Origin of the sequence: Nakamurella sp. PAMC28650, from assembly GCF_014303395.1 — a bacterium.
Taxonomy (GTDB): Bacteria; Actinomycetota; Actinomycetes; order Mycobacteriales; family Nakamurellaceae; genus Nakamurella.
Genome location: NZ_CP060298.1, coordinates 2,171,513 through 2,197,800 on the forward strand (window position 1 = coordinate 2,171,513; position 26,288 = coordinate 2,197,800).

The 26,288-nt window shown below is 68.5% G+C and carries 23 protein-coding genes, 3 tRNA genes and 5 pseudogenes; 19 read left to right on the forward strand and 12 right to left on the reverse strand.

All coding sequences use genetic code 11. The annotated features are described in order from the left end of the window. Positions 1-95: 95 nt before the first annotated feature. On the forward strand, positions 96-1,121 hold the full coding sequence (locus H7F38_RS09895) for a Gfo/Idh/MocA family oxidoreductase (RefSeq protein ID WP_187093916.1): 1,026 nt from the start codon (positions 96-98) through the stop codon (positions 1,119-1,121). 166 nt (positions 1,122-1,287) lie between these two features. Continuing rightward, positions 1,288-1,907: pseudogene (locus tag H7F38_RS09900) on the forward strand (transposase); the annotation flags it as partial. A 21-nt stretch (positions 1,908-1,928) separates the two neighbouring features. Here the strand turns inward: H7F38_RS09900 and H7F38_RS09905 are convergent. Both H7F38_RS09905 and H7F38_RS09910 read right to left on the reverse strand, forming a co-directional pair. Next, a pseudogene (locus H7F38_RS09905) lies at positions 1,929-2,087 on the reverse strand (IS110 family transposase); the annotation flags it as partial. Next, positions 2,024-2,359, reverse strand: a pseudogene (locus tag H7F38_RS09910) (transposase family protein); the annotation flags it as partial. The pseudogenes H7F38_RS09905 and H7F38_RS09910, both read right to left, overlap by 64 nt. A gap of 203 nt (positions 2,360-2,562) precedes the next feature. Between H7F38_RS09910 and istA the strand changes: the two are divergent. The 3 genes and pseudogenes from istA to H7F38_RS09925 all read left to right on the forward strand — a co-directional run. Beyond that, positions 2,563-3,264: pseudogene (gene istA / locus H7F38_RS09915) on the forward strand (IS21 family transposase); the annotation flags it as partial. A 73-nt stretch (positions 3,265-3,337) separates the two neighbouring features. Next, entirely contained in the window at positions 3,338-4,582 is a 1,245-nt protein-coding gene (locus H7F38_RS09920) for a site-specific integrase (protein ID WP_187094596.1), read from the forward strand. Positions 4,583-4,683: 101 nt separating this feature from the next. Continuing rightward, on the forward strand, positions 4,684-5,118 hold the full coding sequence (locus H7F38_RS09925; protein ID WP_187093917.1) for a hypothetical protein: 435 nt from the start codon (positions 4,684-4,686) through the stop codon (positions 5,116-5,118). Between the two features lie 6 nt (positions 5,119-5,124). On the opposite strand, the gene rarD is transcribed toward H7F38_RS09925, so the two are convergent. From rarD to H7F38_RS09945, 4 genes are read right to left on the reverse strand one after another with little or no spacing between them, the layout of a single operon-like run. Continuing rightward, positions 5,125-6,027 carry an EamA family transporter RarD gene (rarD, locus tag H7F38_RS09930; RefSeq protein ID WP_255498311.1) on the reverse strand — a complete coding sequence of 301 codons (903 nt, stop codon included), beginning with the start codon at positions 6,025-6,027 and terminating at the stop codon, positions 5,125-5,127. A 1-nt stretch (position 6,028) separates the two neighbouring features. Then, entirely contained in the window at positions 6,029-6,487 is a 459-nt protein-coding gene (locus tag H7F38_RS09935) for an Lrp/AsnC family transcriptional regulator (protein ID WP_255498312.1), read from the reverse strand. 4 nt (positions 6,488-6,491) lie between these two features. Next, positions 6,492-7,013: a thiol-disulfide oxidoreductase DCC family protein gene (locus tag H7F38_RS09940; RefSeq protein ID WP_187093919.1), complete on the reverse strand. Its 522-nt coding sequence runs from the start codon at positions 7,011-7,013 to the stop codon at positions 6,492-6,494. After that, a complete protein-coding gene (locus H7F38_RS09945) occupies positions 7,010-7,501 on the reverse strand; it encodes a YajQ family cyclic di-GMP-binding protein (protein WP_187093920.1) in 492 nt (163 codons plus the stop codon). Before H7F38_RS09945 ends, H7F38_RS09940 begins: the two co-directional genes overlap by 4 nt. Positions 7,502-7,645: 144 nt before the next feature. Between H7F38_RS09945 and H7F38_RS09950 the strand changes: the two genes are divergently transcribed. The 7 genes from H7F38_RS09950 to H7F38_RS09980 all read left to right on the forward strand — a co-directional run bounded on the left by H7F38_RS09950 (position 7,646) and on the right by H7F38_RS09980 (position 12,118). Beyond that, positions 7,646-7,726, forward strand: a tRNA-Tyr gene (locus tag H7F38_RS09950). A gap of 302 nt (positions 7,727-8,028) precedes the next feature. Continuing rightward, complete coding sequence (locus H7F38_RS09955; protein ID WP_187093921.1) at positions 8,029-10,593, forward strand: bifunctional diguanylate cyclase/phosphodiesterase; 2,565 nt, start codon at positions 8,029-8,031, stop codon at positions 10,591-10,593. Between the two features lie 135 nt (positions 10,594-10,728). Continuing rightward, positions 10,729-10,801 (forward strand) — tRNA-Thr (locus tag H7F38_RS09960). A 113-nt stretch (positions 10,802-10,914) separates the two neighbouring features. Then, positions 10,915-10,990 (forward strand) — tRNA-Met (locus H7F38_RS09965). 95 nt (positions 10,991-11,085) lie between these two features. Further along, a complete protein-coding gene (gene rpmG, locus H7F38_RS09970; protein WP_187093922.1) occupies positions 11,086-11,250 on the forward strand; it encodes a 50S ribosomal protein L33 in 165 nt (54 codons plus the stop codon). 5 nt (positions 11,251-11,255) lie between these two features. Beyond that, a complete protein-coding gene (locus H7F38_RS09975) occupies positions 11,256-11,702 on the forward strand; it encodes a MaoC family dehydratase N-terminal domain-containing protein (RefSeq protein WP_187093923.1) in 447 nt (148 codons plus the stop codon). Continuing rightward, on the forward strand, positions 11,699-12,118 hold the full coding sequence (locus H7F38_RS09980; RefSeq protein WP_187093924.1) for a MaoC family dehydratase: 420 nt from the start codon (positions 11,699-11,701) through the stop codon (positions 12,116-12,118). The genes H7F38_RS09975 and H7F38_RS09980 overlap by 4 nt, the downstream gene beginning before the upstream one ends. A gap of 39 nt (positions 12,119-12,157) precedes the next feature. Here H7F38_RS09980 and H7F38_RS09985 read toward each other — a convergent pair whose 3' ends face one another. After that, on the reverse strand, positions 12,158-13,375 hold the full coding sequence (locus H7F38_RS09985) for a pyridoxal phosphate-dependent aminotransferase (protein ID WP_222618572.1): 1,218 nt from the start codon (positions 13,373-13,375) through the stop codon (positions 12,158-12,160). Between the two features lie 167 nt (positions 13,376-13,542). Here H7F38_RS09985 and glnT point away from each other — a divergent pair. From glnT to H7F38_RS10015, 6 genes and pseudogenes are all read left to right on the forward strand, one after another. Next, positions 13,543-14,888: pseudogene (gene glnT / locus H7F38_RS09990) on the forward strand (type III glutamate--ammonia ligase). Positions 14,889-14,938: 50 nt separating this feature from the next. Then, positions 14,939-15,838 (forward strand): glutamine amidotransferase, encoded by a 900-nt coding sequence (locus tag H7F38_RS09995; protein ID WP_187093925.1) that lies wholly within the window; start codon positions 14,939-14,941, stop codon positions 15,836-15,838. Then, positions 15,835-16,572, forward strand: coding sequence for a protein glxC (locus tag H7F38_RS10000; protein WP_370531356.1), 738 nt, complete (start codon positions 15,835-15,837; stop codon positions 16,570-16,572). Before H7F38_RS09995 ends, H7F38_RS10000 begins: the two co-directional genes overlap by 4 nt. A 32-nt stretch (positions 16,573-16,604) precedes the next feature. Beyond that, the gene (locus H7F38_RS10005; protein ID WP_187093927.1) at positions 16,605-17,936 is read left to right on the forward strand and encodes an FMN-binding glutamate synthase family protein; all 1,332 of its coding nucleotides are present in this window, start codon (positions 16,605-16,607) and stop codon (positions 17,934-17,936) included. 40 nt (positions 17,937-17,976) lie between these two features. Next, positions 17,977-18,627, forward strand: a complete 651-nt coding sequence (locus H7F38_RS10010) for an XRE family transcriptional regulator (protein ID WP_187093928.1) — start codon at positions 17,977-17,979, stop codon at positions 18,625-18,627. A 40-nt stretch (positions 18,628-18,667) separates the two neighbouring features. Further along, positions 18,668-19,825: an FAD-dependent oxidoreductase gene (locus H7F38_RS10015; RefSeq protein ID WP_222618574.1), complete on the forward strand. Its 1,158-nt coding sequence runs from the start codon at positions 18,668-18,670 to the stop codon at positions 19,823-19,825. Between the two features lie 98 nt (positions 19,826-19,923). Here the strand turns inward: H7F38_RS10015 and H7F38_RS10020 are convergent, their stop codons facing one another. The 5 genes from H7F38_RS10020 to H7F38_RS10040 form a co-directional block, all read right to left on the reverse strand. Further along, complete coding sequence (locus H7F38_RS10020) at positions 19,924-20,880, reverse strand: ABC transporter substrate-binding protein (RefSeq protein WP_187093930.1); 957 nt, start codon at positions 20,878-20,880, stop codon at positions 19,924-19,926. 136 nt (positions 20,881-21,016) lie between these two features. Next, positions 21,017-21,844 (reverse strand): ABC transporter permease, encoded by an 828-nt coding sequence (locus H7F38_RS10025; RefSeq protein ID WP_255498313.1) that lies wholly within the window; start codon positions 21,842-21,844, stop codon positions 21,017-21,019. An 8-nt stretch (positions 21,845-21,852) separates the two neighbouring features. Continuing rightward, a complete protein-coding gene (locus H7F38_RS10030; RefSeq protein ID WP_187093932.1) occupies positions 21,853-22,506 on the reverse strand; it encodes an ABC transporter permease in 654 nt (217 codons plus the stop codon). Further along, positions 22,506-23,636: an ABC transporter ATP-binding protein gene (locus tag H7F38_RS10035; RefSeq protein ID WP_187093933.1), complete on the reverse strand. Its 1,131-nt coding sequence runs from the start codon at positions 23,634-23,636 to the stop codon at positions 22,506-22,508. Before H7F38_RS10035 ends, H7F38_RS10030 begins: the two co-directional genes overlap by 1 nt. A gap of 127 nt (positions 23,637-23,763) precedes the next feature. Beyond that, positions 23,764-24,564, reverse strand: coding sequence for an IclR family transcriptional regulator (locus tag H7F38_RS10040; protein ID WP_222618575.1), 801 nt, complete (start codon positions 24,562-24,564; stop codon positions 23,764-23,766). A 164-nt stretch (positions 24,565-24,728) separates the two neighbouring features. On the opposite strand from H7F38_RS10040, the gene H7F38_RS10045 reads away from it, so the two are divergent. Beyond that, entirely contained in the window at positions 24,729-26,264 is a 1,536-nt protein-coding gene (locus tag H7F38_RS10045; RefSeq protein ID WP_187093934.1) for an aromatic amino acid ammonia-lyase, read from the forward strand. Positions 26,265-26,288: the final 24 nt, after the last annotated feature.

Below are 26,288 nucleotides of genomic sequence, written 5' to 3' on the forward strand. Positions count from 1 at the left end.
TGCGCCGGCCGAGAGTCTCAACTTAGCGAGACAAAAGTCGTTACATTGCAAATCGTAGTTTCACAGCGGTCTGGCAATCTTAGAGAGAGGTAGCGATGAACGCAGTGCCGTTCGGCTTGGTGGGATTTGGATTTGGCGGGCGGTACTTCCACGCTCCCCTGATCGATTCAGCGGACGAATGTGAATTGGTGGGTATTGTGACATCATCTCCTGAACGTCGGCGGCTGGTCGGCGAGAAGTTCCCGAATACGGAGATCTTCGCTTCGCTCGCCGCGCTCGCCGCCGCCGGGGCGCAGGCGGTCACCATCTGTACTCCAGCCGATACTCACACGGCACTGACCGAAGAGGCACTTCGCCTAGGCTTGGCCGTGGTCTGCGACAAGCCGTTCGCGCTAAATGCTACGGCGGCGCGTAGCATGGTCGAATTGGCCCGACAGCTTCGACTGCTGCTCACCGCCTACCAGAATCGGCGGTGGGATTCGGATTTCCTGACCGTCCGGAAACTGGTTGCGGAGGGTGTGCTTGGGAATGTGACCCGGTTTGAGTCGCGTTTCGAACGGTTCGCTCCTTTACCTGGCCCGTCACCCGCCGGCGGCGGGACGCTGTTGGACTTCTGCAGCCATCTGGTGGACCAGGCGTTGGTGCTTCTAGGCCCAGCCGTTGCGGTCTACGCCGAATTTCGTACCCGGGAGTCCGGGCTTGATGACGATGTTTTCCTGGCGCTTACGCACGACTCGGGCGCCCGTTCTCAGCTGTGGGGTAGTTGGAGCCAAGCTGCTCCGGGTCCGCGGTATCGAGTGACGGGAACAGCCGCGACCTATGTACTTGAAGTCGGCGATACCCAGGAGAATGCGTTGGTGGCCGGGGAAACGCCAGCGTCGCTCGGCGACAGGTGGGGTGCGGAGCAAGACAGCTCCTGGGGGCATCTGTATCGAGGATCGGAGTTGGAAGTTATCCCCACACAACGAGGCCGGTGGGACACCTTCTACCCAGCGTTCGCCGCGGCGGTCCAACACACAGCTTCGGTCCCGGTCGATCCTCGAGATGCAATCGCCACCGCCGAGGTGCTAGATGCCGCCAAGCTCAGTGCCACAACCCGGTCCGTCGTCCCGTTGCCCTGAACGAGCGGGAACATCCCCCAACGCCCGCGCCTCAGAACGGTCCCGCTAGGGGGCCTCAGCAACTCGGTGCGGCTGGGTCCGAACAGGGTTCCCAAGTCCAGCTTGGGGTGATCGTCGGGTCGTTGCAGGTTCGTACGACCTGACTCAATCTAGCAGCTCGCCCGCTGCTATGGACGGCTTCACGGGGTTCAAGACCGCGGCTGTCAAAGAGCTGACGACGACGTCTCCGTGGTGATGGATCCGTTTTATGTCGTCCGCCTGGCCAGGCAGAGTCTGGAACTATGCCGCTGCCGCATCCAACAACAGACCCTGGGCCACCGCGGCAGGGCAGGCGACCCGCTGTATGCGGCGCGCCGGACCCTGTCCACCGGTGCGGATCTGCTAACCGACAAGCAGCGGCAACGGATGTCGGCGTTGTTCTCCGAAGGAGGGCACTTGAAGGTGTAGGCGACCTGGGGCGTCTACCAGGCGATGGTCGCCGCCTACCGCTACCCCGACCGAGCCGCCGGCAAAACCAAGATGCAGACGCTGATCGACACTTTGGCCGCCGGCGTCCCGGCTGCCCTGTGCGAGATCAGAACGCTCGGCCGGACGTTGAAGCAACGGGCCGCAGACGTGCTGGCCTACTTCGACCGGCCGGGCACCAGCAACGGACCGACCGAGGCGATCAATGGACGCTTGGAGCACCTCCGCGGGTCGGCGTTGGGCTTCCGGAACCTCACGAACTACGTCGCCAGGTCCCTGCTGGAGGCCGGCGGGTTCCGACCAGGACTACACCGTCGATTGCGACACTCCTATAGATGGATGTCAACCAGCTGCAGTGACTTTGGCGGGCTTGGGGGCTTCGCAGATGAGCGGGTAGAGCTGACGGACCATGTAGCGCTTGAGGCAGCGGATGATGTCCATCTTCGTGCGGCCTTCTGCGATGCGTCGGGCGACATATTCTTTGGTCGCTTGGTCGTACCGACATGCCCGCACCCAGCGCAGCGGAACCGGCGAACGGTGACCAGCAGGATCGTCGGTCGCCAACCGTACGGCTCGTGCGCGAGCCGCCGGGTCGTCGAGTCCCGCGGCCGGCCCTGCTGGCCGCACCGCCCGCACGTCGGGTCGCGATCCAGGACCCGGCAGGCCAGCACTGCACGGTCCGGTTCCAGAAACTGCCCGGTCACCTGCAAACCGAGCGTGTCCAGCCGGATGAACGTGGTCAGGTCAGGGGTCGAAAAGGTAGCGTCAGCCATGTCGAGGTCTTCCGGACGGCGAGTGTGAGAACTTCCATCATCGGAAGACTGAGTGTGTGAGGTTTGGGTGGCCCCACTTGAGCAGGAGTATCGATTTTGATTGGCCCCACCTGCGACTCGCCGGGCAGCTTCTGTCGGGTTTGAGTGGCCCCACCTGATCGTGATCGGCAACTGCGGTTGCCGATTCGTTCAGGAGGTCTGGAATGAGGTCCAGGGTGGTGCTGTTCGAGCAGATCCGACGCGACTCGCGGGTGGAGGGTTTGTCGGTGCGTGGGTTGGCGAAACGCCATGGGGTGCATCGAAGGACGGTGCGGCAAGCCCTGGCCTCGGCGGTGCCGCCGCCCCCGGCCCGGCGGGTGTGGGCGAAGACGAAGATCAGCCCGTTCACTGCCGCTGTTGACGAGATGCTGCGGACGGATCTGACTGCCCCGCGCAAGCAGCGGCATACGGTGGTCCGGATCTTCGATCGGCTGGCAGACGAGCATGGGGCCACGGATCTGACCTACGGGACCGTTCGTGCCTATGTCGCGCAGCGCCGGCCGGAGATCGACGCCGAGGCCGGCCGCCCGGCGGCAGAGGTGTTCATCGCCCAGACCCACGAACCGGGCGCGGAGGCCGAGGTCGACTTCGCAGAGTTGTGGGTGGATCTACCTGCCGGCAGGACGAAGTGCTATCTGTTCACGATGCGGCTGTGCTTCTCGGGCCGGGCGGTGCACCGCGTCTATGCCACGCAGTCGCAGGAGGCGTTCCTGGAAGGTCACATCGAGGCGTTCACGGAGCTCGGCGGGATCCCGACGAAGCACGTCAAGTACGACAACCTGAAGTCGGCGGTGACGACGGTGCTGTTCGGCACCGACCGGCGCCGGACGGAGAACGACCGGTGGGTGCTGTTCCGGTCCCACTACCCGTTGACTGAACTACTTGGTGTGTAACTGCAGCTCAAAGGCGGCGTGTCGTCGGCGAGAGGATCACCTGATGATGCTAGAAATCGTGGGAGAGGGGCTGGCGGATCGGGCTCGGCTGGTAGTTCCGTTGGTCGGTCGGCTGTTCGGGACCGGCGAGGTGTCGGAGCCGTATCGGCTGCTGGATGTGGCCGGGGACCCGGTGGAGTCGGTGTCGGAGTTCTTCCGGGAGTTGCAGGCCGCTGGTCGGTCGGCGTCGACGGCCCGGTCCTACGGGATGGATCTGCTGCGGTGGTTCCGGTTTTTGTGGGCGGTCGGGGTGCGGTGGGATCGGGCGACGAGGGTCGAGGCCCGGGACTTCTCCCGCTGGCTCCAGGTCACCGGCCGGTCTCCGCGGCCGCATTGGCGGCGGCCGGCGGACGAACCGGCGGTCGGGTCGGTGGCGGCCGCTCCGGGTGGCATGGCCTATGCGGTGTCGGTACGCGCCCTCAGCGAGTCGGTGTTGCGGGGCTTCTATGACTTCCACCGCGATTGCGGCACTGGCCCGATCCTGAACCCGTTTCCGTTGGATCGTTCTCGTCGCGGTGGCCGGGCACACGCTCATCACAATCCGATGGAGCCGTATCGCAATGAACGGGCCGGCCTTTATCGGCCCGTCGTCCCGAGCCGGATCCCGCGCAGCATTCCGGATGCAGAGTTCAACGACATCTTCGCGCGACTACCCTCGCATCGAGATCGGGCACTGGTGGCCTTCTATGTCTCGACGGGGGCGCGCGCTTCGGAACTGTTGTCCGTCACCTCGGGCGGTGCCGATCCTGGTCGTCAGCTGATCACCGTGGTCCGCAAGGGTTCTGGTGCTGCGCAGCAACTCCCGGCGTCGACCGATGCGTTCGTCTGGTTGCGGCTCTACCAGTTGGAAATGGATGGGGTCATCCCGCCGGGGCGTGGCCAGCCGTTGTGGTGGACCTTGCGACGCCCGCCGCGCCCGTTGACCTATCACGCGGTGCACCGCATGTTCGAGCGGGTGAACGAGCGGGCGGGCACCGCGGCGACGTTGCACGCGTTGCGGCATACCGCGGCCTACCGGATGGCTGAGGATCCGGCGCTCCCGTTGACCGACGTGCAGTTGGTGTTGGGTCATGCCCAGCTCAGCACCACACAGATCTACCTGACACCTCGCAAGGAGGACGTGATCCGAAGGCTGCTCACTCACCACGCCGAGCAGTCCCAACGCGCGGCCGCCCGGGCGGTTCCGCCGCTCGCACCGGGATATCGACCCGAGACGATGGAAGTGCTTTTCGGCAAGAACATCTCGCGGTGAACGCGACGGCGATCGGCTCGGTAGTTGCCTCGCCGGCGACACCGCCAGCGCAACCCGCGCCGCTCCGGGGACAGGTGTGCTCCCGGGAGGACTTAGCTCTGGTGCTCGAGCGGGCGTGGGGTCGTCCCGGCTCGTCGATCGCCCGCGAAGTGATGGCCTTCGCGGATCCACGCTCCGCCGGCGACCTGCAGTCCCGGACCCGCGTGCTGCTCGCACGGCTGGGGCTGCCGCGGCCGGACCTGTCCGTCAGCGTGGCTCATCCGGCCTACGGAGACATCGGTCCGCTCGACTTCGAACTACCGAGCCTGCGCACGGTGCTCTGCTGCGACGCCCGCGCGGTGGATGGTCGTTGTCCCGATCGGGTTCTGATGACCGACGCCGTGCGGGAGACGGGCCGGCAGATGCTGTGGGTGGGGGAGTCGGACCTGCGCTCCGGCGTTGATCTGCTCCACCTTCTCCACCCCTCGATGCGAGCGGCCGGTCCGGAGGGACGGCGCCGTCATGCCCCGGTGTTGTCGGCGCGGACCAGGAGCTGATCCGGATCACTCCGGCCGACCGTCCGGTGGGGTGGCACGGTGCGGTCCGGTGTCCGGGGACCGGCGCAGCCCTGCGGCCGAGAGCAGGATCAGCGCCACCCAGACCAGCCCGAACCCGACCCACCTGGCACCGGACATCTTCTCGCCCAGCCAGAGGACGCCGATCAGGAACTGCACCACCGGTGTGAGGTACTGCAGGAGTCCCAGCACCGACAGCGGGAGAGCTCTGGCCGCAGCGCCGAAGGCCAGCAGGGGAACCACCGTGACGACGCCGGAAGCCACGAGCAGGACCACGTGCCCGTTGCCGTGACCGGTCAGGGTGGACCGGCCGTGCAGCTGCAGGAGCGTCAGGAAGGCGATGGCCGGGATCACCAGGACGAGCCCCTCGGACGTCAGGGAGGCAGGCGGTGGTAGCGGGATCACCTTCTTGACCAGTCCGTACAGGCCGAAGCTACCGGCCAGAGCCATTGCGACCCAGGGAATGCGGCCCCCGGCCACCGCGATCACCACTACCGCGCAGGCGCCGAGGCCGACCGCCGCCCACTGCAGCCGCTGCAGGCGCTCGTGGAAGACCACCACACCCAGCAGCACGCTGAACAGCGGGATGACGAAGTAGCCGAGCGCAGCCTCGACGACGTGGCCGGCGTTGACCGCAAAGATGTAGACGCCCCAGTTGATGGAGATCAGCACCGAGGCCGCGACCACCATCAGCCACGTCCGGCCGGCCATGCCGCGGATCACCCTCCACTGTAGTAGCGCGGTGACGACGACCCCCATCACCACCAACGACCAGAGGATCCGGTGAGCCAGGATCTCCCCGGCGCCGGCCGGCTCCAGCAGCGGCCAGTACAGGGGGAACAGCCCCCACATCAGATAGGCGGCGACCCCGTACAGAACTCCCCGCCGCACGTCAGGTCCGGCCGTCGATCACGTCGGGTCGGTCCAGCAGCGTGGACAGCACGATCCGCGACGTGGTTCTCGCGACGCCGTCGGCTGCCCGCAGTCGCTCGAGGGCCTGCTCGAAATGGGCCATGTCCGCCGCTCTCACGTGGACGAGCACATCGGCGTCACCGGACACGGTGTACGCGGCGACCACCTCGGCGATGGGCTGCAGGATGGCTCGGATCCGGGTCGGGGTGATGTTTCCCCCGTAGGTGACCTCGACGAACGCCTCGGTGTGCCAGCCCACCGACCCTGGATCAACGCGCGCCGTGAACCCGGTGATCACGCCATCCGCCCGCAGCCGATCGACCCGCCTCTTGACCGCGGGCGCGGAGAGCCCGACTGATTCCCCCACCTCGCGGAAGGAAGAACGGGCGTCTTCGATCAGGCACGAGATGATGTGGTGATCGATCGAGTCGAGCTGCAACGAACTACTCCTTCGAGGCCGGCGTGATGAAACCATCGGATGGACCCCGGGGCCGGCCGCCGGTGGCTCCCGCGCCGACCGGCACGGCGCAGGCGTCGCTTGCGCCGGGCAGCAGTCGACGATGGCCGGCGACCCAGCGGTAGGTCAGGGCGGCGATCCACGAGATCGGCGGCACCGTGAGCAGAGCGCCCGACAACCTCCATCCGAATCCCGGTTGGCTCATCAGGACGCCGGCGACGGCCAGATGCCCGGCGACCGGGGTGCCTCCCCGCGGGACGAACTGGACGGCTGCCGAGGCCTGCGCCATCGTCAGGCCGTATCCGGCGAGGTCGGCGACCTGGAAGGCCTCGACGGCGGGCATCGCCGGCAGGAGCCGCCTGCCCTGGATGAGCGACCACCGGCAGAAGCCGCAGTCCCCGTCGTAGATGAGGACTGCGTCGATGGGGGCGTCGTGGACGAGGACGTCCCGCTGACGCGTCCGGGTGGCAGGACGGCTCCGACGCGCCCGCATGTCACGACCGCTCACCGATAGTTGGTGAACTGCAGTGCCACCTCGAGATCGGCCCCGTTCAGCAGGGCGATCACCGCCTGGAGGTCGTCGCGCTTCTTGCCCGAGACACGGAGTTGGTCGCCCTGGATCTGCGCCTGCACACCCTTGGGGCCCTCGTCCCTGATCTTCTTGGAGATCAGCTTGGCCTGATCGGAGGCGATGCCCTGGACGAGTTTGCCGGAGGCCTTGTAGATCTTCCCTGACTGGGTGGGCTCGTCCATCTCGATGGCCCGCATGGAGATGCCGCGCTTGATCAGCTTCTCCTTGAACACGTCGATGGCCGCCAACGCCCGCTCCTCGGTCGAAGACGTGATCGTGACACCTTCGTCGCCGGCCCAGACGATGGTGGAGTCGGTGCCGCGGAAGTCGAAACGCTGGCTCAACTCCTTGGCCGTCTGGTTCAGGGCGTTGTCCGCCTCCTGGCGGTCGACCTTGCTCACGATGTCGAACGACGGGTCAGCCATCTTCGGTACCTCTCTGTTGCCACTTCCTGCGCACGGGATCCGGGCGGATCGCGACCTGCGAACGACGCTACCGTCACCGATTGGGATCCTGGGCCACCGCCTAGTAATGTTCACCCGGCAGCAAGGGCCTGCGGCCCGTGACCCGGCAGGTTGCCCGAGTGGCCAAAGGGAGCTGACTGTAAATCAGCCGCGCAAGCTACGGGGGTTCAAATCCCTCACCTGCCACACCGAACCGGCCCCGTACCACCCAGGTGCGGGGCCGCTTCGCGTGCGTGTTGGTCCGATTCAGCAGATAATTTGTACTCGGGAGTGGTGTTTCCCGACACCGCAAGTGGACAGCAGAGTGAAAACTGCCCACCGGTTGGGCGATATCCATCCGGGTCGTCGCTAATCTGCGGGGGGGAAGTTACGCTCTGTCGATGGTGTGGCGACACGCCCGAGCTTCGCTCCGGGGCAGACACGCCGCGGAATCACCATTCGGCGGATGTACCTCCGTCGATACGTCGTCGAGTGGGAGAGGCGTCGCAGTGCCGGATCGAGTGCATCGCACCTACCCGACAGCCCGGGCCTATGCGATCAGCACTGGCGCCTTCGCTCTCGGCTCCCTGGTGCTGTGGTTCATCGCCGTCCGGCTCGGCATCACCGCCGTACCCAGGATCCAGGTGAAGCCGGAGTGGCTCCTGTTCGGCGGCGCACTGATGTTCGTGGCGTTCGTCGGGAGCGAGACGTTCGCGCTGCGGGTGGAGGTACGCCGCGAGACGATCCTGGTCAGCCTCTCCGAACTCCCGGCGATCTACGGATTGATCGTGCTGCCCGGGTGGGTCGTCGGGGTGAGCCACATCCTGGCCGGTCTGGTGGTCTTCATCTGCCGCCGGGACAACTGGCGCGCGATCCGGCTGAACGTCGCCATCATCGCCGCCGAGTCCGGCGTGGGCGCCCTGATCGCCACCGCGGTGCCGTTCGGTTGGGCCGAGCAGAACAAGTACCCGATCCTCGGAGCGACGGTCGGCGGGGTGTTCGCCGCCGTGGCGGTCGCCCAGGCGGTACGCGTCCACTACTGGATGCTCGGCACTCCGGAGCCTCTGCGGCGCAGCCTGGAACGTTCGCTCCTGACGGCCGGTACGTGCGCCATCTTCGCGCTCGTGGTGTTCACCCTGATCCATTCGCCCCTGCAGCCCACCGGCTATCTGCTGTGCGGAGCGCTCGCCCTGGTCGCGGTGGTGCTCTACCGGACGTACTCGCAGTCGCTGCGGCAGCACACCGACCTGTCCCGGATGTACGCCTTCGGTCGCCGCGTGGCCGAGATCGGTTCTGACACCGACGACTGGCACGCCCTGATCGAGCAGGTGCGCGACCAGCTCAACGCCTCGGTCGCGCTGATCCACCTGAACGCGCCCAACGGCGAGTTCGAGACGCTGGCCGTCGGGACGGAGGGGGTGCTCGTCGAGGAGCCGCCCGCGGCCGACGACCCGCTGCTGCAGATGGCCGCCGAGGCCGGACGGGTGCACGTCTCCCACCTCGACCACAACGATGCGTCGTTCCGGAAAGCGCTGGAGGCGCGCCAGGCCGGGGACGTGCTGGTGGTGCCACTGCGTTCGGGTGACCGCGACCGCGGCTACCTGGAGGTGCGCGACCGGCTCAGTCGCTGGGGCCGTTTCCGCGAGAACGACCTGACGCTGCTCGAGACCCTGTCCAGCCATGTGGCGACCGCGCTGGACAACCTCCGACTGCTGGAGACGCTGCGGCACGAGGCCTACCACGACGCGATCACCGGTCTGCTGAACTGGCGCGGCCTGACCGTGGAGATCGAGGCATCGCTCGCCTCGTCCTCGATCAGTGCGGTGATGCTGGTGCAGCTCGACATCCTGCCGGAGGTCAACAACGCGATCGGTCACGACCGGGGGGAGCAGCTGCTGTCGGCCGCCGGCGAGAGACTGGTGGCGGCTCTCGGTCAGGATCGGCTCGTCGCACACATCGAGTCCGACCGGTTCGCCGTTCTGCTCCCCAGCTCCGGGGACAACCACCTGCTGGAGATGGCGACCGATCTGCTGGAGGTCGTCGGCCGGGCGTACTCCCTCGACGGGATCGAGATCGAGCCGCACGCGCACGCCGGCATCGCCCACGTCAGCGTGGCCGCCGGCGGTATCGAGGGTGGCGCCGCCGGGGAGGACGTCAGCACGCTGCTGCAGCGGGCCGAGATGGCGCTGATGGCCGCCCAGTCCTCCGACGAGCCGATCCGTACCTACGGCGCGAGCATGGGACAGGTGTTCCGGCGGCGTTTCCAGCTGGTCACCCAGTTCCGCAAGGCGGTCGAAGAAGGCCTGATCACGGTGCACTACCAGCCGAAGCTGAGCCTGAAGGACCGTGAGCTGGTCGGTGTGGAGGCGCTGGTCCGGTGGACCCACCCCGAGTTCGGGCCGGTGTCCCCGGCCGAGTTCGTCGAGGCCATCGAGACCACCGGTTCGATCGACACGCTGCTGGGCCACGTGCTGCACATCGTGCTGGCCCAGGTCGCGGAGTGGCGCGGACGCAACATGAGGATCAGCGCCGCCGTCAACCTGTCCGTCCGCAACCTGTCCGGTCCCAACTTCCCGCAGGTGATCCGGGCGGCGCTGGAGAAGCACGGCGTACCGCCGGAGCTCCTGACGTTCGAGATCACCGAATCCAGCGTGATGGCCGACCCGGAACGATCCCTGCCCATCCTGCGCGAACTGCACTCGATGGGGATCCAGCTCTCGGTCGACGACTTCGGGACCGGGTACTCCTCCCTCGCCTACCTGCGCCGGCTGCCGATCGACGAGATCAAGATCGACAAGTCCTTCGTCCAGGGCATGGTGACCGACCTCGGCGACCACGCGATCGTCCGCGCGATCATCGACCTCGGGCATTCCCTCGGCCTGCGGGTGATCGCCGAGGGCGTCGAGGAGGAGGCCGCGAGGGACGCACTGAAGTCCCTCAAGTGCGACGAGCTCCAGGGCTTCCTGCTGGCGCGTCCGATGCCGATCGAGAAGCTCGAGGCCTGGTTGACGACGCGCACCGTCAAGACCGCGGCGGTCGGGGACCGTACACAGGTCCTGCGCCTGGTCGGTTGATTCCAGCGCACCGGGGCCGAGCTGCGGTTTTTCCCTGCGGGGGCGGGTGAGGTACAGTTGGCGAGGCCCTCAGGTGAGAAGTTTTTCCTCCTGGGGGCAGTAGCTTGTTTCACGTACCGGCAGTAGGCAGTGCACGCCCCTTTAGCTCAGTCGGTAGAGCGTCTCCATGGTAAGGAGAAGGTCTACGGTTCGATTCCGTAAAGGGGCTCGGAGATGTCGGTCGGTGCTCGGATCGGGTGCTCGACGGAGATCGCGAGGAACACTCCGCAGATCTGCGGGCCGACTCCACGGAACAAGTGAGCCGGCGGTGGTGTTCTTCCTGGCGGTGTAGCTCAGCTGGTAGAGCAAGCGGCTCATAATCGCTGTGTCGCCGGTTCAAGTCCGGCCACCGCTACCACCCGGTCGTGATCCAGCGGCCACCATGCCCGAGGGTTCGCGGCGGTTCGCCGCGAGACCGTACCGCACCGCAAGTAGAAGAAGGAGGCAGCTGACGTGGCCGCCACCGACGTTCGTCCGAAGATCACCCTCGCGTGCGAGGAGTGCAAGCACCGCAACTACATCACGCGCAAGAACCGTCGTAACGACCCCGATCGCCTCGAGGTCAAGAAGTTCTGCCCGAACTGCGGCATCCACCGCAACCACAAGGAAACGCGCTAACCTCCGTGGCCCTGGATCAATCGTTCGTCGGCCGGAGCTTTCCCGCGGGGGAGCCCTACGTCGTCGGGATCGAGAAGATCCGGGAGTTCGCAACGGCGATCGGTGACGACAACCCGATCAGCCACGACACCGCGGCAGCCAGGGCTGCCGGACACGACGACCTGGTCGCGTCGCCCACCTTCGCCATCGCGGCGGTGGCCCGCGCCCAGGATGTCGTCGTCTTCGACCCCGCCCTCGGTCTGGACTTCTCGCGGGTCGTCCATGGCGATCAGCGCTTCGTGCACCACCGGCCGATCCTCGCCGGTGACGTGCTGACATGCGTCGTGACGGTCGATGCCATCCGTGCCCTGGGATCCAACGACGTGCTGACCCTGCGTGCGGAGTTGTCGCTCCCGGACGGCACCCCCGTGACCACCGCGGTCTCCTCGCTGGTCGCGCGGGGGACCGCGTGACGTCCTTCGAGGAGTTGTCCGTCGGCGCCGCGATCCCGTCGGCGGACTACCCGATCACCCGTGAACGCCTGGTGCGCTACGCCGGGGCCTCGGGTGATTTCAACCCGATCCATTGGAATCCGCGGGTGGCCGCAGAGGTCGGTCTTCCGGACGTCATCGCCCACGGCATGCTGACGATGGCGACCGCCTCGCGCGCGGTGACCGACTGGATCGGCGATCCGGCGTGCGTCGTCGAGTACTCGGTCCGATTCACCAGGACGGTCGCCGTGCCCGATGACGGAGTGGGCGCCTCGGTGCAGGTGACCGGCGTGATCGGCGCGCTGGACCCCGAGGCCCGGACCGCCCGTGTCGACCTCACCGTCAAGGCCGCCGGCGTGACGGTGCTGGGGAAGGCCCGCGTCCTCGTCCAGCTCTGAGACGTGCCCCGGCCACACCACCTGCTGCGTCGCCGGAGGTCAATCCTTGGCGGTGCGGAGGAAGTCCCCCATCCGGCGCACGCCGGTCTCGAGATCCTCGTCACCGAGCGCGTAGGACAGCCGGAAGTAGCCGGGCGTGCCGAAGGCCTCTCCTGGGACCACCGCCACCTCGGCGTGTTCCAGCACCAGCGCGGCCAGTTCGGCGGAGGACGTCGGGCGAACGCCGCCGAGGTCCTTGCCGATCAGACCCGCCACCGACGGGTAGCAGTAGAAGGCCCCCTTCGGCTCCGGGCAGGTCACGCCCGGGATCTCCGACAGCAGCCGCACCATCAGCTTGCGGCGGCGGTCGAACGCCTCCCGCATCATCTCCACGGCGTCCAGACCCCCGCTGACCGCTTCCAGGGCGGCGCGCTGCGACACGTTGGCGACGTTGGAGGACAGGTGCGACTGCAGGTTGGTGGCCGCGGTGATGACGTCTTGCGGCCCGATCATCCAGCCGACCCGCCAGCCCGTCATCGCGTAGGTCTTGGCCACCCCGTTGAGCACGACGCAACGATCCACGATCTCCGGTGCCACCACCGGCATCGAGACGTGCACCGCGTCGCCGTAGACCAGGTGCTCGTAGATCTCGTCGGTGACGACCCAGATGCCCTTCTCCGCAGCCCAACGACCGATCGCGGCGACCTGCTCGGGTGGGTAGACCGAGCCGGTCGGGTTCGACGGGGAGCAGAAGAGCAGCAGTTTGGTGCGATCGGTGAGTGCCGCATCCAGCTGTTCCAGGGTCACCAGGTAGTCGGCGGTCTCGTCGGCGACGATCGGCACCGCGATGCCGCCGGCCAGGGCGATGGCCTCCGGGTAGGTGGTCCAGTACGGCGCCGGCAGCAGGACCTCGTCACCGGGATCCAGCAGGGTGGCGAAGGTCTGGTAGACGGCCTGCTTGCCGCCGTTCGTCACCAGCACCTGCGAGGCCTTGACGTGGAGGTGGGAATCCCGCGCCGTCTTGTCGGCGATCGCCTGGCGTAGTTCGGGCAGCCCGGCGGCCGGTGTGTACTTGTGGTTCACCGGGTTCGAGGCGGCGTCGGCGGCGACCTTGACGATCGCCTCCGGGGTCGGGAAGTCAGGCTCGCCCGCTCCGAATCCGATCACCGGCCGGCCCGCGGCCTTGAGAGCCTTGGCCTTCGCGTCCACCGCCAGCGTGGCCGACTCGGCGATGGCCGAGATACGGGCTGAAACACGGGATGTTGTGCGCTCGCTCACGATGGCCGATCTTTCCACACCGGGCCGCCGCAGCCGGTGCCGGGTCGGTGACGTGCTGTTCACGCGGGCGAAACCCGCATCTGTCTCTTGTTGGGTAACATCGTCTACTAACAAGAAATCAACCAGCCTCGGAAGATCTGCCCCTGCGTCGAGAGGATCAGCCAGCGATGTCCGCAGCCGGAGCCGGAACCGCGACCCGGCCCACCCTCGCTGAACTGGTCGCCGACACCGGCACGAGGTTCATCCTGGCCATGTTCGTCGACCTCCGTGGCAAGCCGTGCGCCAAGCTGGTGCCGGCCGAGGCGGTCGACGTGCTCGCCAGCGAGGGAGCCGGCTTCGCCGGGTACGCCGTCGGGGCCATCGGTCAGGTGCCGAGTGATCCCGATCTGGTCGCCATGCCGGACGTCTCCTCGTTCACGCCGATCCCGTTCGTCAAACCCGGTCTGGCCCTGGTCCACTGCGATCCGACGGTGCAGGGCACGCCCTGGCCGTTCGCGCCGCGGGTCATCCTGCGCGCCATGATCGATCGGGCGGCCGCCGCGGGATACGCGCCCTACGTGGGCGCCGAGGTGGAGTACTTCCTGCTGCGGCGGACGGCCGACGGCTCGCTGGTGACGGCGGACAGCGGCGACAACGCGCCGCAGCCCTGCTACGACGCGCGCGGGCTGACCCGCATGTACGACCACCTGACGACCATCTCGTCGGCGATGAACCAGTTGGGCTGGTTCAACTACGCCAACGATCACGAGGACGGCAACGGGCAGTTCGAGCAGAACTTCGAGTACGCCGACGCGTTGACGACCGCCGATCGCGTGATCACCCTGCGGTACCTGCTGTCGGTGCTGGCCTCCGAACGGGACATGATCGCGACCTTCATGCCGAAGCCGTTCCCGGACCGGACGGGAAGCGGTCTGCACCTGCATGTCTCGCTGCGCAGCAAGGACGAGGTGGTCTTCCCTGCGGGGCCGGGGCCGATCAGCACGGGCTGGGCCTGTCGCCGACGGCCTACCAGTTCCTCGGCGGCATCCTGGAACATGCCACCGCACTGCAGCTGCTGATGGCTCCGACCGTCAACTCCTACAAGCGGACGGGTGCGGTCGCGACGACCTCCGGTGCGACCTGGTCACCGCGGTTCGCCACCTACGGGGGCAACGACCGGACGCACTACATCCGGGTGCCGGACGACCAGCGGATCGAGATCCGCGGCGGGGACGGCTCGGCCAATCCCTATCTGGCCATCGCCGGGGTACTCGGCGCCGGTTCGGGCGGCATCGAACGCGCCCTCGATCCGGGCCCACCCGGTGCGGGGGAGCCGGGGACAAGGCGCCCGCTGCCCCGCACCCTGGTCGACGCCGTCGGGGAATTCGAATCCAGCGAGACGATCTCGGGCGTGATGGACTGCGCCGGGAAGGGCGTGGCGGAATACTTCGCCTCTCTCAAGCGCGACGAGTTCTACGCCTGGCACAGCGCGATCGGCTCCTGGGAGATCGACAAGTACCTGCAGGCGTTCTGATCGAGGTCCTCCACCACACCCACCGCAGCAATCGAGGAAGGGAAACTCCGATGTGCGGGATCGTCGGTCTCCACCTGCGTGATCGGACGCTCTACCCACGTCTGGGCGAGATGCTCACCGACATGCTGTGCGAGATGCAGGAGCGCGGCGCGGACTCCGCCGGTGTCGCCGTCTACGGCGACCCGACCTGGTCGCCGGTCGGGCGGTCCACCGTCTCGGTGGTCGACTCCCCGGTGGCCGCTGCGGATCTGGCGATGCTGGTGACCGCGCTCCTGGCCGGACCGGTCCCCGGGGTCGTCACCGCGGGGTCGGTGTTGCTGGTCAACGCCCCGGTCGCCCCTGATGCCCTGGTCGCCGCGGTCCGCACCGCTGTGCCGACCGCGCTGATCGTCGGCTACGGCCGGGATCTGGCCGTGCTCAAGGGCATGGGGCATCCGCGGATGCTGGCCGAGAGCTTCGGGCTGCGCGGAGCTCAGGACTGGCAGGGCGTCGGCCACACCAGGATGGCCACCGAATCGGCCGTCGACGCCGCCGGGTCGCACCCCTACGCGGTCGGACCCGACCAGTGCCTGGTCCACAACGGATCCTTCGCCAACCACGCGACCATCCGCCGCCGCCTCGAGGCCAGGGGCATCGCCTTCGAGAGCGAGAACGACACGGAGGTCGGCGCCAGGTTCGTGGCGGCCGCGCTGGCCGACGGACTGGACATCGAGACGGCCCTCAAGCAGCTCTGCGTCGAGTTCGACGGCTTCTACACTCTTCTCGTCTCCAGCCACGACTCCTTCGCCGTCGTCCGCGACGCCATCGCCTGCAAGCCGGCGATCATCGCCGAGACCGACGGCTGGGTCGCGATGGCCTCGGAATACCGGGCCCTGGCCGGCCTGCCGGGTGTCGCATCGGCGCGGCTCTACGAACCCGAACCCGAACGGATCTACGCGTGGACACGATGACGACGGCGGCGGGCCCCGATACCGGTGAAAGCGCCTCGGGCCCTCTCGTTCTCGATCTCGAGCAGATGACGCTGCGCGAGGTGAACGCGCTCCTGCACAGCGGTGACCTCGCCTCCGGCGCCGGCTCGGCACCGGTGGTGATCACCCACCCGGCGGGTGCACACAGCGTGGCGGTGGGCCTGGACGCGCCGCTGGAGGTCACCGTCCAGGGCCACGTCGGCTACTACGCCGCTGGGATGAATCAGCAGGCCACCGTCGTGATCGACGGCAACGCCGGCACCGGCGTCGCCGAGAACATGATGAGTGGCTCGGTCGTGGTGCACGGCAACGCCTCCCAGTCCGCCGGTGCCACCGCGCACGGCGGGTTGCTGGTGATCAGGGGGGACGCCTCGGCACGCTGCGGCATCTCGATGAAGGGCGTGGACATCGTCGTGGGCGGCAGCATCGGTCACCTGTCGGCGTTCATGGCGCAGGCCGGGCGTCTCGTGGTGCGCGGTGATGCCGGAGAGGCGTTGGGGGACTCCATCTACGAGGCCCGGCTGTACGTCCGCGGCACGGTGGCCTCGCTCGGGGCCGACTGCGTGGCCAAACCGATGGGCCCGGAACACCACGCCGAACTGGCCGAGCTGCTGTCCGCGGCCGGGTATCCGCAGGACAGCACGGGCGAATACACCCGCTACGGCTCCGCCCGGCGGCTCTACCACTTCCACGCCGACAACGTCGCCGCGTACTAGTCGACCTCACCGAGCACCAGGGCAGGAACAACATGACCTTCGACCCCGCCGAGCGCGGACTGCGCGAGTCGGCCACCTTCGACCGGGCCGTCATCCACGACATCCAACGGGCCGCCGCCACCGGTGTCTACGACATCCGCGGGTGGGGGGCCAAGCGCCGGATCCCCCACTTCGACGACCTGCTCTTCCTGGGGGCCAGCATCTCCCGCTACCCGCTCGAGGGGTATCGCGAGAGCTGCGGCACCGACGTCGTTCTCGGCGCCCGCAACGCGAAGTACCCGCTGCACCTAAATATACCGGTGACGATCGCCGGGATGAGCTTCGGTGCGCTGTCCGGCCGGGCCAAGGAGGCGCTGGGGCGCGGGGCCACGGAGGCCGGCACGTCCACCACCACCGGAGACGGCGGCATGACGGCCGAGGAACGCGATCAGAGCAAACATCTGGTCTACCAGTACCTCCCGTCCCGCTACGGGATGAACCCGATCGACCTGCGCAAGGCCGACGCCATCGAGATCGTGCTCGGCCAGGGGGCGAAGCCCGGTGGCGGCGGCATGCTGCTGGGCCAGAAGATCACCGACCGGGTGGCCGGCATGCGCACCCTGCCGGCGGGGATCGACCAGCGGTCGGCGTCCCGCCATCCCGACTGGACCGGCCCGGACGACCTGACGATCAAGATCCGCGAGCTGCGCGAGATCACCGACTGGGAGAAGCCGATCTACGTCAAGGTCGGCGCCTCGCGCACCTACTACGACGTCAAGCTCGCGGTGCACGCCGGCGCGGACGTGGTCGTCGTCGACGGGATGCAGGGCGGGACGGCCGCCACCCAGGACGTGTTCATCGAGAACGTGGGCATCCCCACGCTCGCCGCGTTGCCCCAGGCGGTGCAGGCACTGCAGGAACTCGGTGTGCACCGCGAGGTCCAGCTGATCATCTCCGGAGGGATCCGGTCGGGTGCCGATGTGGCCAAGGCCCTCGCACTCGGGGCCGACGCCGTCTCCATCGGGACCGCTGCGCTGATCGCTCTGGGGGACAACGATCCAGTGCATGCCGCCGAGTACGAGGCGCTGGGCTCGGCCGCCGGCTTCTACGACGACTTCCAGGACGGACGCGACCCGGCCGGGATCACCACGCAGGACCCCGACCTGCAACTGCGGCTGGACCCGGTCGCGGCCGGACACCGACTTGCGAACTACCTGCGGGTGCTGACCATGGAGGCGCAGACGATAGCGCGCGCCTGCGGCAAGTCCCACGTGCAGCACCTGGAGCCGGAGGACCTGGTCGCGCTGACCATCGAATCCGCTGCGATGGCCCGGGTTCCGCTGGCCGGGACGTCGTGGATCCCCGGCTCGAACGGCGGGTTCTGATCGAGTCGGCCGGCACCTCGGGTGGCGTCGGTGGTCCGGGATGACCGACGTCGATCCGTTGCTGCGCAACATCGCCGGCTCGACCAGCGAACGGCGCCCAGGGCAGGACATCGAGCCGGACCCGCTGGAGATGGCGATCGGGCGCAACGTGCGGGCGCTGCGACTTTCATCCGGCCTGTCGGTGGGCGAGATGGCTGCCCGGATCGGCATTTCCAAGCCCATGCTCTCCAAGATCGAGAACGCCCAGACCTCCTGCAGCCTGTCCACCCTGAGTGCCCTGTCGAAGGGGTTGGACGTCCCCGTGACGTCGTTGTTCCGGGGTGCGGACAATCGCCGCGAGGCGGTCTTCGTGCCGGCCGGGACGGGGCCGGCGATCATGCGGAACGGCACCAGGGAAGGCCACCTCTACGAGTCGCTCGGGGCCCTGCGCGGCCAGCACCAACGGCTGGAACCGCTGCTGGTGACGCTGACCGCCGAGAGCGAGACGTTCCCCCTGTTCCAGCATCCCGGTACGGAGCTGATCTACCTGCTGGAGGGCGAGATGAGCTATGGGCACAGCCATTCTGTCTACGCCCTGACACCGGGTGATGCCCTGCTGCTGGACGGCGAGGGCCAGCACGGGCCGACCGCACTGACCCGGTTGCCGATCCGGTTCCTGTCGATCGTGGCGTTCCCGGACGTGCCGGGCTGATCCGGCTCCCAGACGTTGCATGACGAAAGGTGTTGCTCGCGTGGGTACTTCGGAGTACGTGGTGATCGGGGCCGGGCTGGCCGGATCGGCGACCGCGTGGAATCTGGCGCGCCGCGGCCACGAGGTGACCCTCGTCGAGCGAACGCGGCCGGCCGCCCCGGACGGCAGCTCGCACGGCTCCGCGCGGATCTTCCGGTACGCCTATCCGGACGCCTTCTACGCCGCTCTGGTCGCCTCGGCCCGTTCCCGGTGGGAGGAGTTGGAACAGCTGGCCGGTCGAAGACTGATCACCCCGACCGGATCGCTGGATTTCGGCGAATCCCGCAACCCGTCCCAGCTCGCCGGTGTGTTGGAGGCGGTCGGGGTGGAGCACGAGCTGCTCGCCGCCGCTGCCGCTCGCGCCCGTTGGCCACAGATCGCCGTCGACACGGAGGTCCTGTGGCACCCCGAGGCGGGCGTCATCGACGCGCAGGAGTCGGTGAACGCCATGGTCGACCTGGCCCGTCGGGCCGGCGCGGAGATCCTGACCGACTGGCCCGTCACCGTGGTGCAGGCCACCGCGACCGGGTACCGGGTGCTCTCCCCGGACGGCGAGCCTCTGGACTGCGCAAAGGTGGTCGTCAGCGCCGGTGGGTGGCTGCCCCAACTGCTCGGTTCTCTGCCGTTGCCGGCCGACTTCCGGGAGAGCGTGCCGCCGCTGCAGGTACGTCAGGAACAGGCCTACCACTTCCCGTACCGCGAGTCGGCTGCGGAGCCCGGCCCCGCGGAGGCTGACCCCCGGCCGTGGCCGACGGTGATCCACAAGAACCCGGGCATCTCCACCTACAGCCTGCCCGGCGGGCGGGACGCCGCCTTCCGCGGGCAGAAGCTGGCCGAGTACAACGCGGGCCGGATCATTTCCGGTGCCGCCGCCCAGACCGGAACTGTGGACGCCGCCAATCGGGCGCGGATGGTGGACTACGCGATCCGGTACCTGCCGGGCGTCGTCCCCGAGCCCTACGCCGAGACCACCTGCCTGTTCACCAACACCCCGACCGAGGACTTCATCATCGACGAGTGGGACGGCATCACGCTGCTGTCGCCCTGCTCCGGGCACGGGGCCAAGTTCGCCCCGCTGCTCGGCGAGATCGCGGCCGATCTCGCGACCGGGGTGCGGGCGCCGGCCGAACGGTTCCGGCTCCGCAGCCGCGCCCGCTGAAACCGGACGGCCCGCGTCGATCAGCCTGCACCGATCAGCCTGCACCGATCAGCCTGCACCGATCAGCCCGCATCGATCAGCCCGGGTCGATCAGTCGGTCAGCCCAGGCCGTTGGCCTTGATCCAGGTCTTGGCGACGGCATCTGGATCGGTGCCGCCGTAGACCTGCTTGTCCAGCGCGGTCAGGGTCGCGGTGTCGAGCTTGGCCGAGACCGCGTTCAGCGCGGACGTGATGGTGGGGGTGACCTTCTTGGAGGAGATCAGCGGCAGCACGTTCTGCGCCGTGTAGAGGTTCTTGGGGTCCTGGAGCAGCACGAACTTGTACGCCGGGACCGCGGGATCGGTGGTGAACAGGTCGGCTGCGTCGATCTGGCCGTTCTTCAGGGCGGCGACGGTGAGCGGCCCGCCGGAGTCGAGGGTCTTGAACGTCTGGAACGTGACGCCGTAGGTGCTCTTGAGGCCGGCGACCCCGTCGGCCCTGGTCTTGAACTCGGGGCCGGCGCCGATGATCAGGCTGCCCGCGTGGGCGGCCAGGTCGGCGATCGTCTTGAGGCTGTACTTGGCGGCGGTGGCCGCGGACACCGCGATGGCGTCCTTGTCCTGGGCCTGCGACTGGGCCAGCACCTCGAGGCCGGACGGCTTGAGGACGGCCGGCAGGGCCGCGTAGATGTCGGCCGAGCTGGCGGCCTTCGACGTCGTGTCGACATAGGCCAGCAGCGTGCCGCTGTACTCGGGGATGAGGTCGATCGAGCCGTCCTTGATGGCCGGGATGTAGACCTCCCGGGCGCCGATCTTGGGCTTCGTCGTCACCGTGATGCCCTTGGCCCGCAGGGCCTCCGCGTAGACGTCCATCAGCAGGACGCTCTCCGCGAAGTTGGCCGAGCCGATGGTGATCGAGCCACCACCGGCGGCCGGGGCCGGGGACCCGGCGGCGGGGGCCGAGGAGACACTGGACGAGGAAGCGGCGCTGCCGGTCGAGCTGGAACTGCCACAGGCCGTGACCGCGAGGGCAGCGGCGGCGATGGCCCCGACGAAGGCCAGGTGGGTGCGATTCATTCTCTGTTCTCCTTCTGCAGGACCGACTCGATGCCGGCCTCTGGACGGACGTGCTGGTGGACCGATCTGCCGCTCCACCAGGGAGTCCCGGTGACGACGGCTACTGTGCCATGCAATGACTGCCATCCCGTGACGGTCAGCGCACCGAATCTGGGCGGAGTCCGGGCCGTCTGGGCTGCTGGGCGACCACTTCCGAGATGACCTTCTCCGGTTCCGGGGCCATGACCGGCTGCGATCCGGCCAGCACAGTGGAACGCCGGTAGCGCCCGGTGATTCCCCGGGACGTCGTGTAGCGCTGGATCGTGGCCAAAATGAAATCAATGGCCAGCGCCAGCACGGCCACCAGGAGCGCCCCGCCGAGGAGCTGACCGGTGGCGGCACGGCTGGGGTCGGTGTCCTGGAAGGGTCCCTGCTGGAACCCGTCGTAGATGGGCCGGCCCAGGCCGCCGAGCCCGATGTAGGCGCCCACCGTCGCGGTGGCGATCACCTGCAGGCTGGCGCTCCGCAAACCCGACATGATCAGCGGGAACGCGTTCGGCAGTTCGACGGACGTCAGCACCTGACGGCCCGTCATGCCCATCCCCTTCGCGGCGTCGCGGATCGCCGGATCCACGGACTGCACGCCGGCGTAGGTGTTGGACAGGATCGGCGGGACCGCCAGCAGGACCAGCACGATCTCGACCGGGATGATGTAGACGGCATTGCTCCGACCGTGGAAGTGCGGCGACAGGACGATGAACAGCAGCACCATCAGGCCGAAGGTCGGCAGGGCCCTTGTCGCGTTGACCGAACCGACCACGAACGTTCCGCCCTTCCCGGTGTGCCCGATCCAGAGGCCCAACGGGAACGCGATCAGCGACGCGATCACGATGGCGATCACCGAGTACTCGACCTGGTCGAGGATGTTCGTCCAGAGCCCGGCCTGGCCGCCCCAGTTCGTGCCGGTGCTCAGGTAGGTCCACATGGCACCGATCATGTTTTCGGCACCGCCCGCAGCCACGGGGTGAGGGCTCTGGTGGCGAACTGGATGGCGAAATCCAGCACCAGCGCGAGCACGATGCACAGGACGATGCCCAGCAGGATGGGGCTGCTCTGGTCGGTGCCCGCCGAGAACCCGTCGGAGAACAGCGTGCCCAGTTGGGACGTACCGATCAGGGTGGCCACCGTGACGAGGCTGACGTTGGACACGGTCGCGACCCTGACGCCGGCCGCGATCACCGGTACGGCCAGCGGGAGCTCGACCGCGAAGAAGCGGCCCAATGGCTTGTAGCCCATCGCGGTCGCCGCCTGCTTCGCGTCGGCCGGGACCGAGGCCAGCCCGTCGGCGACCACGCGGACCAGGAGGGCGACCGCGTACGCGGCCAGCGCGACGATGACGTTGACCACGTCGAGGATCTGGGTGCCGAGGATGCCGGGCATGGCCACGAACAACACCAGCGACGGGATGGTGTAGATCAGACCGGCGACGCTGATCAGCGGGGGATAGGCCCATTTGAACCGGGCCGCCACCCAGCCCAGCGGAAGAGCGATGATCAGCCCGATGATCACCGGGATGACCGCCAGCTGCACGTGTGACCAGAGCTCGGCCATGATCTCGCTCCGGTGTCCGGTGAAGTAGGCGAACATCAGCCGCGGACCGCCGGCTCGACGGCCCGGCTCGCGGCGGCCTTGGCCTCGATGCGCGCGACCACGTCGGCGGTCGTGACGGTGCCGAGCAGACGGGAGGACTCGTCCACCACGACGCCCCGGCCGGACGGCGAGGACAGGGCCGCGTCCAGGGTGTTGCGCAGGGTTCCCCCCTCGGTGGCCAGGGTGCCGCCCAGGTTCAGCAGCGCGGGGGAGATCTGCGTGCTGCCGTCATAGCTGCCGTGGTTGACGTTCAGCCAGCCCTGCGGTGAGTTGGCGGTGTCGACCACCAGCACCCAGCCGTCTTCGGCGACGCGCACGGCCTCGGCCACCGTGCCACCCAGGGCAATCGTCGGCTCCGTGCGCAACGGCACCGTGTCGTTCTCGAAGCCGAGCGCGCGGTATCCGCGATCCCGACCGACGAAACCGGCGACGAAGGCGTTGGCCGGGCGGGACAGCAGTTCGGCGGGGGTGGCCAGCTGGGCCAGGATGCCGCCGACGTTGAGCACGGCCACCTGGTCGCCGAGTTTGATCGCCTCGTCGATGTCGTGCGTGACGAAGACGATGGTCTTCCCCAGCTCCGACTGCAGCCGCAGGAATTCCTGCTGCAGCTGCTCACGCACCACCGGGTCGACCGCGGAGAACGGTTCGTCCATCAACATGACGGGAGGGTCGGCAGCCAGCGCGCGAGCCACACCGACGCGCTGCTGCTGACCGCCGGAGAGCTGGGCCGGGTACCGGCCGGCGAACCTGGCCTCCAGCCCCACGCGTTCCATCAGTTCCATCCCCCGGGCCCTTGCCTTCTTCTTGTCCTGCCCGAGCAGGCTGGGGACCGTCACGATGTTGTCCAGGATGGTGCGGTGCGGGAACAGGCCGGCGTGCTGGATGACGTACCCGATCCCACGGCGCAGCGTGGCCGGGGCGACCTTGCCGGTGTCCTGGTCGTCCATCCAGATCGTGCCGCCGGTCGGCTCGATCATCCGGTTGATCATCCGGAGGGAGGTGGTCTTGCCGCATCCGGAAGGGCCGACGAACACGGTGATCTGTCCGGACGGGGCGGTCAGGCTCAGCCCGTCGACCGCTACCGTTCCGTCGGGGTACTTCTTCGTCACGTCGTCGAACCTGATCATCCGGACACCGCCATGCTCGCTCCTGTTCGTCGGGTGGCTCGTGGTGCTCTGTCCTCTGGTGCTCTGTCGTCTGGTGCTCTGTCGTCTGGTGCTCTGTCGTCGATCTTCGGACGGTGCCGGCCCGCCGTCATCCGGTCGACCTCATGGACGCTCTGGCACCGACGACCCGTGCCGGGTGCGCCGGGTGCGACGGCACGGTGAACCGCCCGCTCAGTGCCCTTGCCTCCGTACTGACCAAACGTCCGATCACCGCCGCCTGCGCGCCATCCACACGGTAGGCGGGACCCACGACAGAGAGAACGGCAATCGTCTCGACACCCTGCTCCCCGGTGTCGGAGGGGAAGGCCGGCCGGTGCACAGGGGCCGCGATGGCGGTGACGTCCGGCTCGACCGCGGACCGCATGACCACGAACCCTTCAGCAGGCACGTCGCCCCGGAAGGCCGCCCCGGCCGCCGTGCCGCGGAGCGGGATGCTGCGCCCGACCCAGCTCGTGTGACGCACCGAGTGCAGGCCCTCGACCATCCCGGCGTAGACCGCGCTGTCGGTGGGGCCGGGGAGGCAGAGGTAGGCGGATTCGCCGCAACCCTGGACGATCCGTCGAAGCGCCGGCTCGGCCGCCCCGACCAGGGATTGTCGGCTCAACGCCGCCGCGCCGAGTTGGATCAGACGCGGCCCGGCGCGGAAGAGTCCGCGATCGTCGCGGATGATCAGGTGCGATGTCTCCAGCGTGCGCAGCAGGCGGAGGGCGGTGCTCGCGGCGAGGCCGGAACGCCGTGCGCACTCGGCCAGCCCGATCCCGCCCTGGTCGCAGACCTGCGCCAGCAGTTCCATCGCCCGCTCGACGGCCCGGGTGGAGGAGACCGGGCCGGCGGCCGTGTGCTCGCTCCGGACGGGGTGCTCGCCGGCCGGTGAAGAGAAGTTGCTCAAACCTCACGCCTTTCTTGCCGACCAGCGGAAGAAGCCTGCCAGCAAGTGGAACCCTGGCGCGGGGGTCCCGGGTCGTCAAGGGCTGGGGCTGTTCGTGACAATCGCGTTACCTGCTTTTCATGTCCGCGGGCGATGGTGCGATGACGACGAAACGGAATGGCAACGTGACCACTGGAGCAGGCAGCAGGGCCCGCGGCGGGCGCGGCCTCGAACTGGACGGGATGTCGCTGACGACGGGACAGATCGACGGCGCCGCCCGTGGACGCACACCGATCGGGCTGAGCGAGGTGGGCCTGGCCAGGGCCGCGGCGTCCCAGCAGTTCGCCGACACCGTCGCCCGCCGCCGCGCCGTCTACGGACGATCGACGGGGGTCGGGGCCAACCGGACGGTCCGGGTCACCGGTGACCAGGCCGCTCACGTCCTGGCGCTGCTGCGCAGCCACGCCACCTCGGCCGGCGAGGCCAGGTCGGCCGAGCGGGTCCGCGCGATGCTGGTGATCCGTCTGAACCAGCTGGCCACCGGAGGCAGCGGGGTGGATCCCGGTGTGCTGGACGGGTTGCTCGCCATGATCAACGCCGACGCCCTGCCCGACGTGCGTGAGCTCGGCAGCATCGGAACGGGTGACCTGTCGGCCCTGGCCACCACCGCGCTGGCCCTGATGGGGGAGGAGCCGACCACGGCTGCGCTGCCGTCGTCGACGTCCTTCGGGCCCACCGACGGGCTGGCCTTCATCTCCAGCAACGCGGCCACGCTCGGCGATGCAGCCCTGGCGGTGTCATCCCTGGCCGAGTCCGCCCGGGCCGCTCTGGTGATCGCCGCCCTCACCTTCCACGCCGTCGGCGGCAACGCTGAGGCCTACTCCGCCGCCGTGCTGCTGGCGACGCCGTTTCCCGGCGCGGCCGAGGTCTGCGCTGTGCTCCGCGAGATGGTCGGCTCCGATCCGTCCGGGGTCCGCGTCGACGACACGGGACTGGTCCTCCAGCCCGCCCGGATCCAGGACCCGTTCGGTCTGCGCGCGTTGCCCCAGGTCCACGGCCCGGTGCTGGACCAGTTGAGCAACGCGACCGCCGTCGTCGATGCGCTGGCGAACGCGCCGACCGAGAACCCGGTGTTCCTCGCCACGGCCACCGGGTCCGGAGGTGGGCCGGACGGCGGGCTGGTGGCCCACCACGCCGGGTTCCACATGGCCTACCTGCAGATCGCGCTGGACTCGCTGGGCTTGGCGGTCGCGCAGAGCGCCCAACTCGTGATGGCCAGGATGGCGACCCTGATCGAGCCGGGTCTGAGCTCGCTGCCACCCTTCCTTGGTGACGGGACCGCGGGCGCGTCGGGTGTGATGGTCTGCGAGTACGTCGCCGCTTCCGCAGCCGGGGCGATCCGGGCCGGTGCCGTGCCGGCCGGCCTGCAGACCGCGACGTTGTCCCGCGGGGTGGAGGAGGACGCCAGTTTCGCGTCCCTGTCGGCGGTGCAGTGTCTGCACATCGCCGAGCGCTACCGCCAGTTGCTCGCCTGCGAGCTGGTCGTCGCCGTGCGGGCGAACCGCATGCAGCGCCGGACCCCGGCCGGGCGGATCGCCGAGGCGCTCCGGGTCTGCACGCCCCTACCGGCCGGTCTCGAGGACCGCAACCTGACGACCGACCTGACGATGGCCGGCGACCTCATCCCGGCCCTGGCGGCCCTGGTCGACGGCGATCGTTGACGTCAGGCCATGACGTCAGGCCAT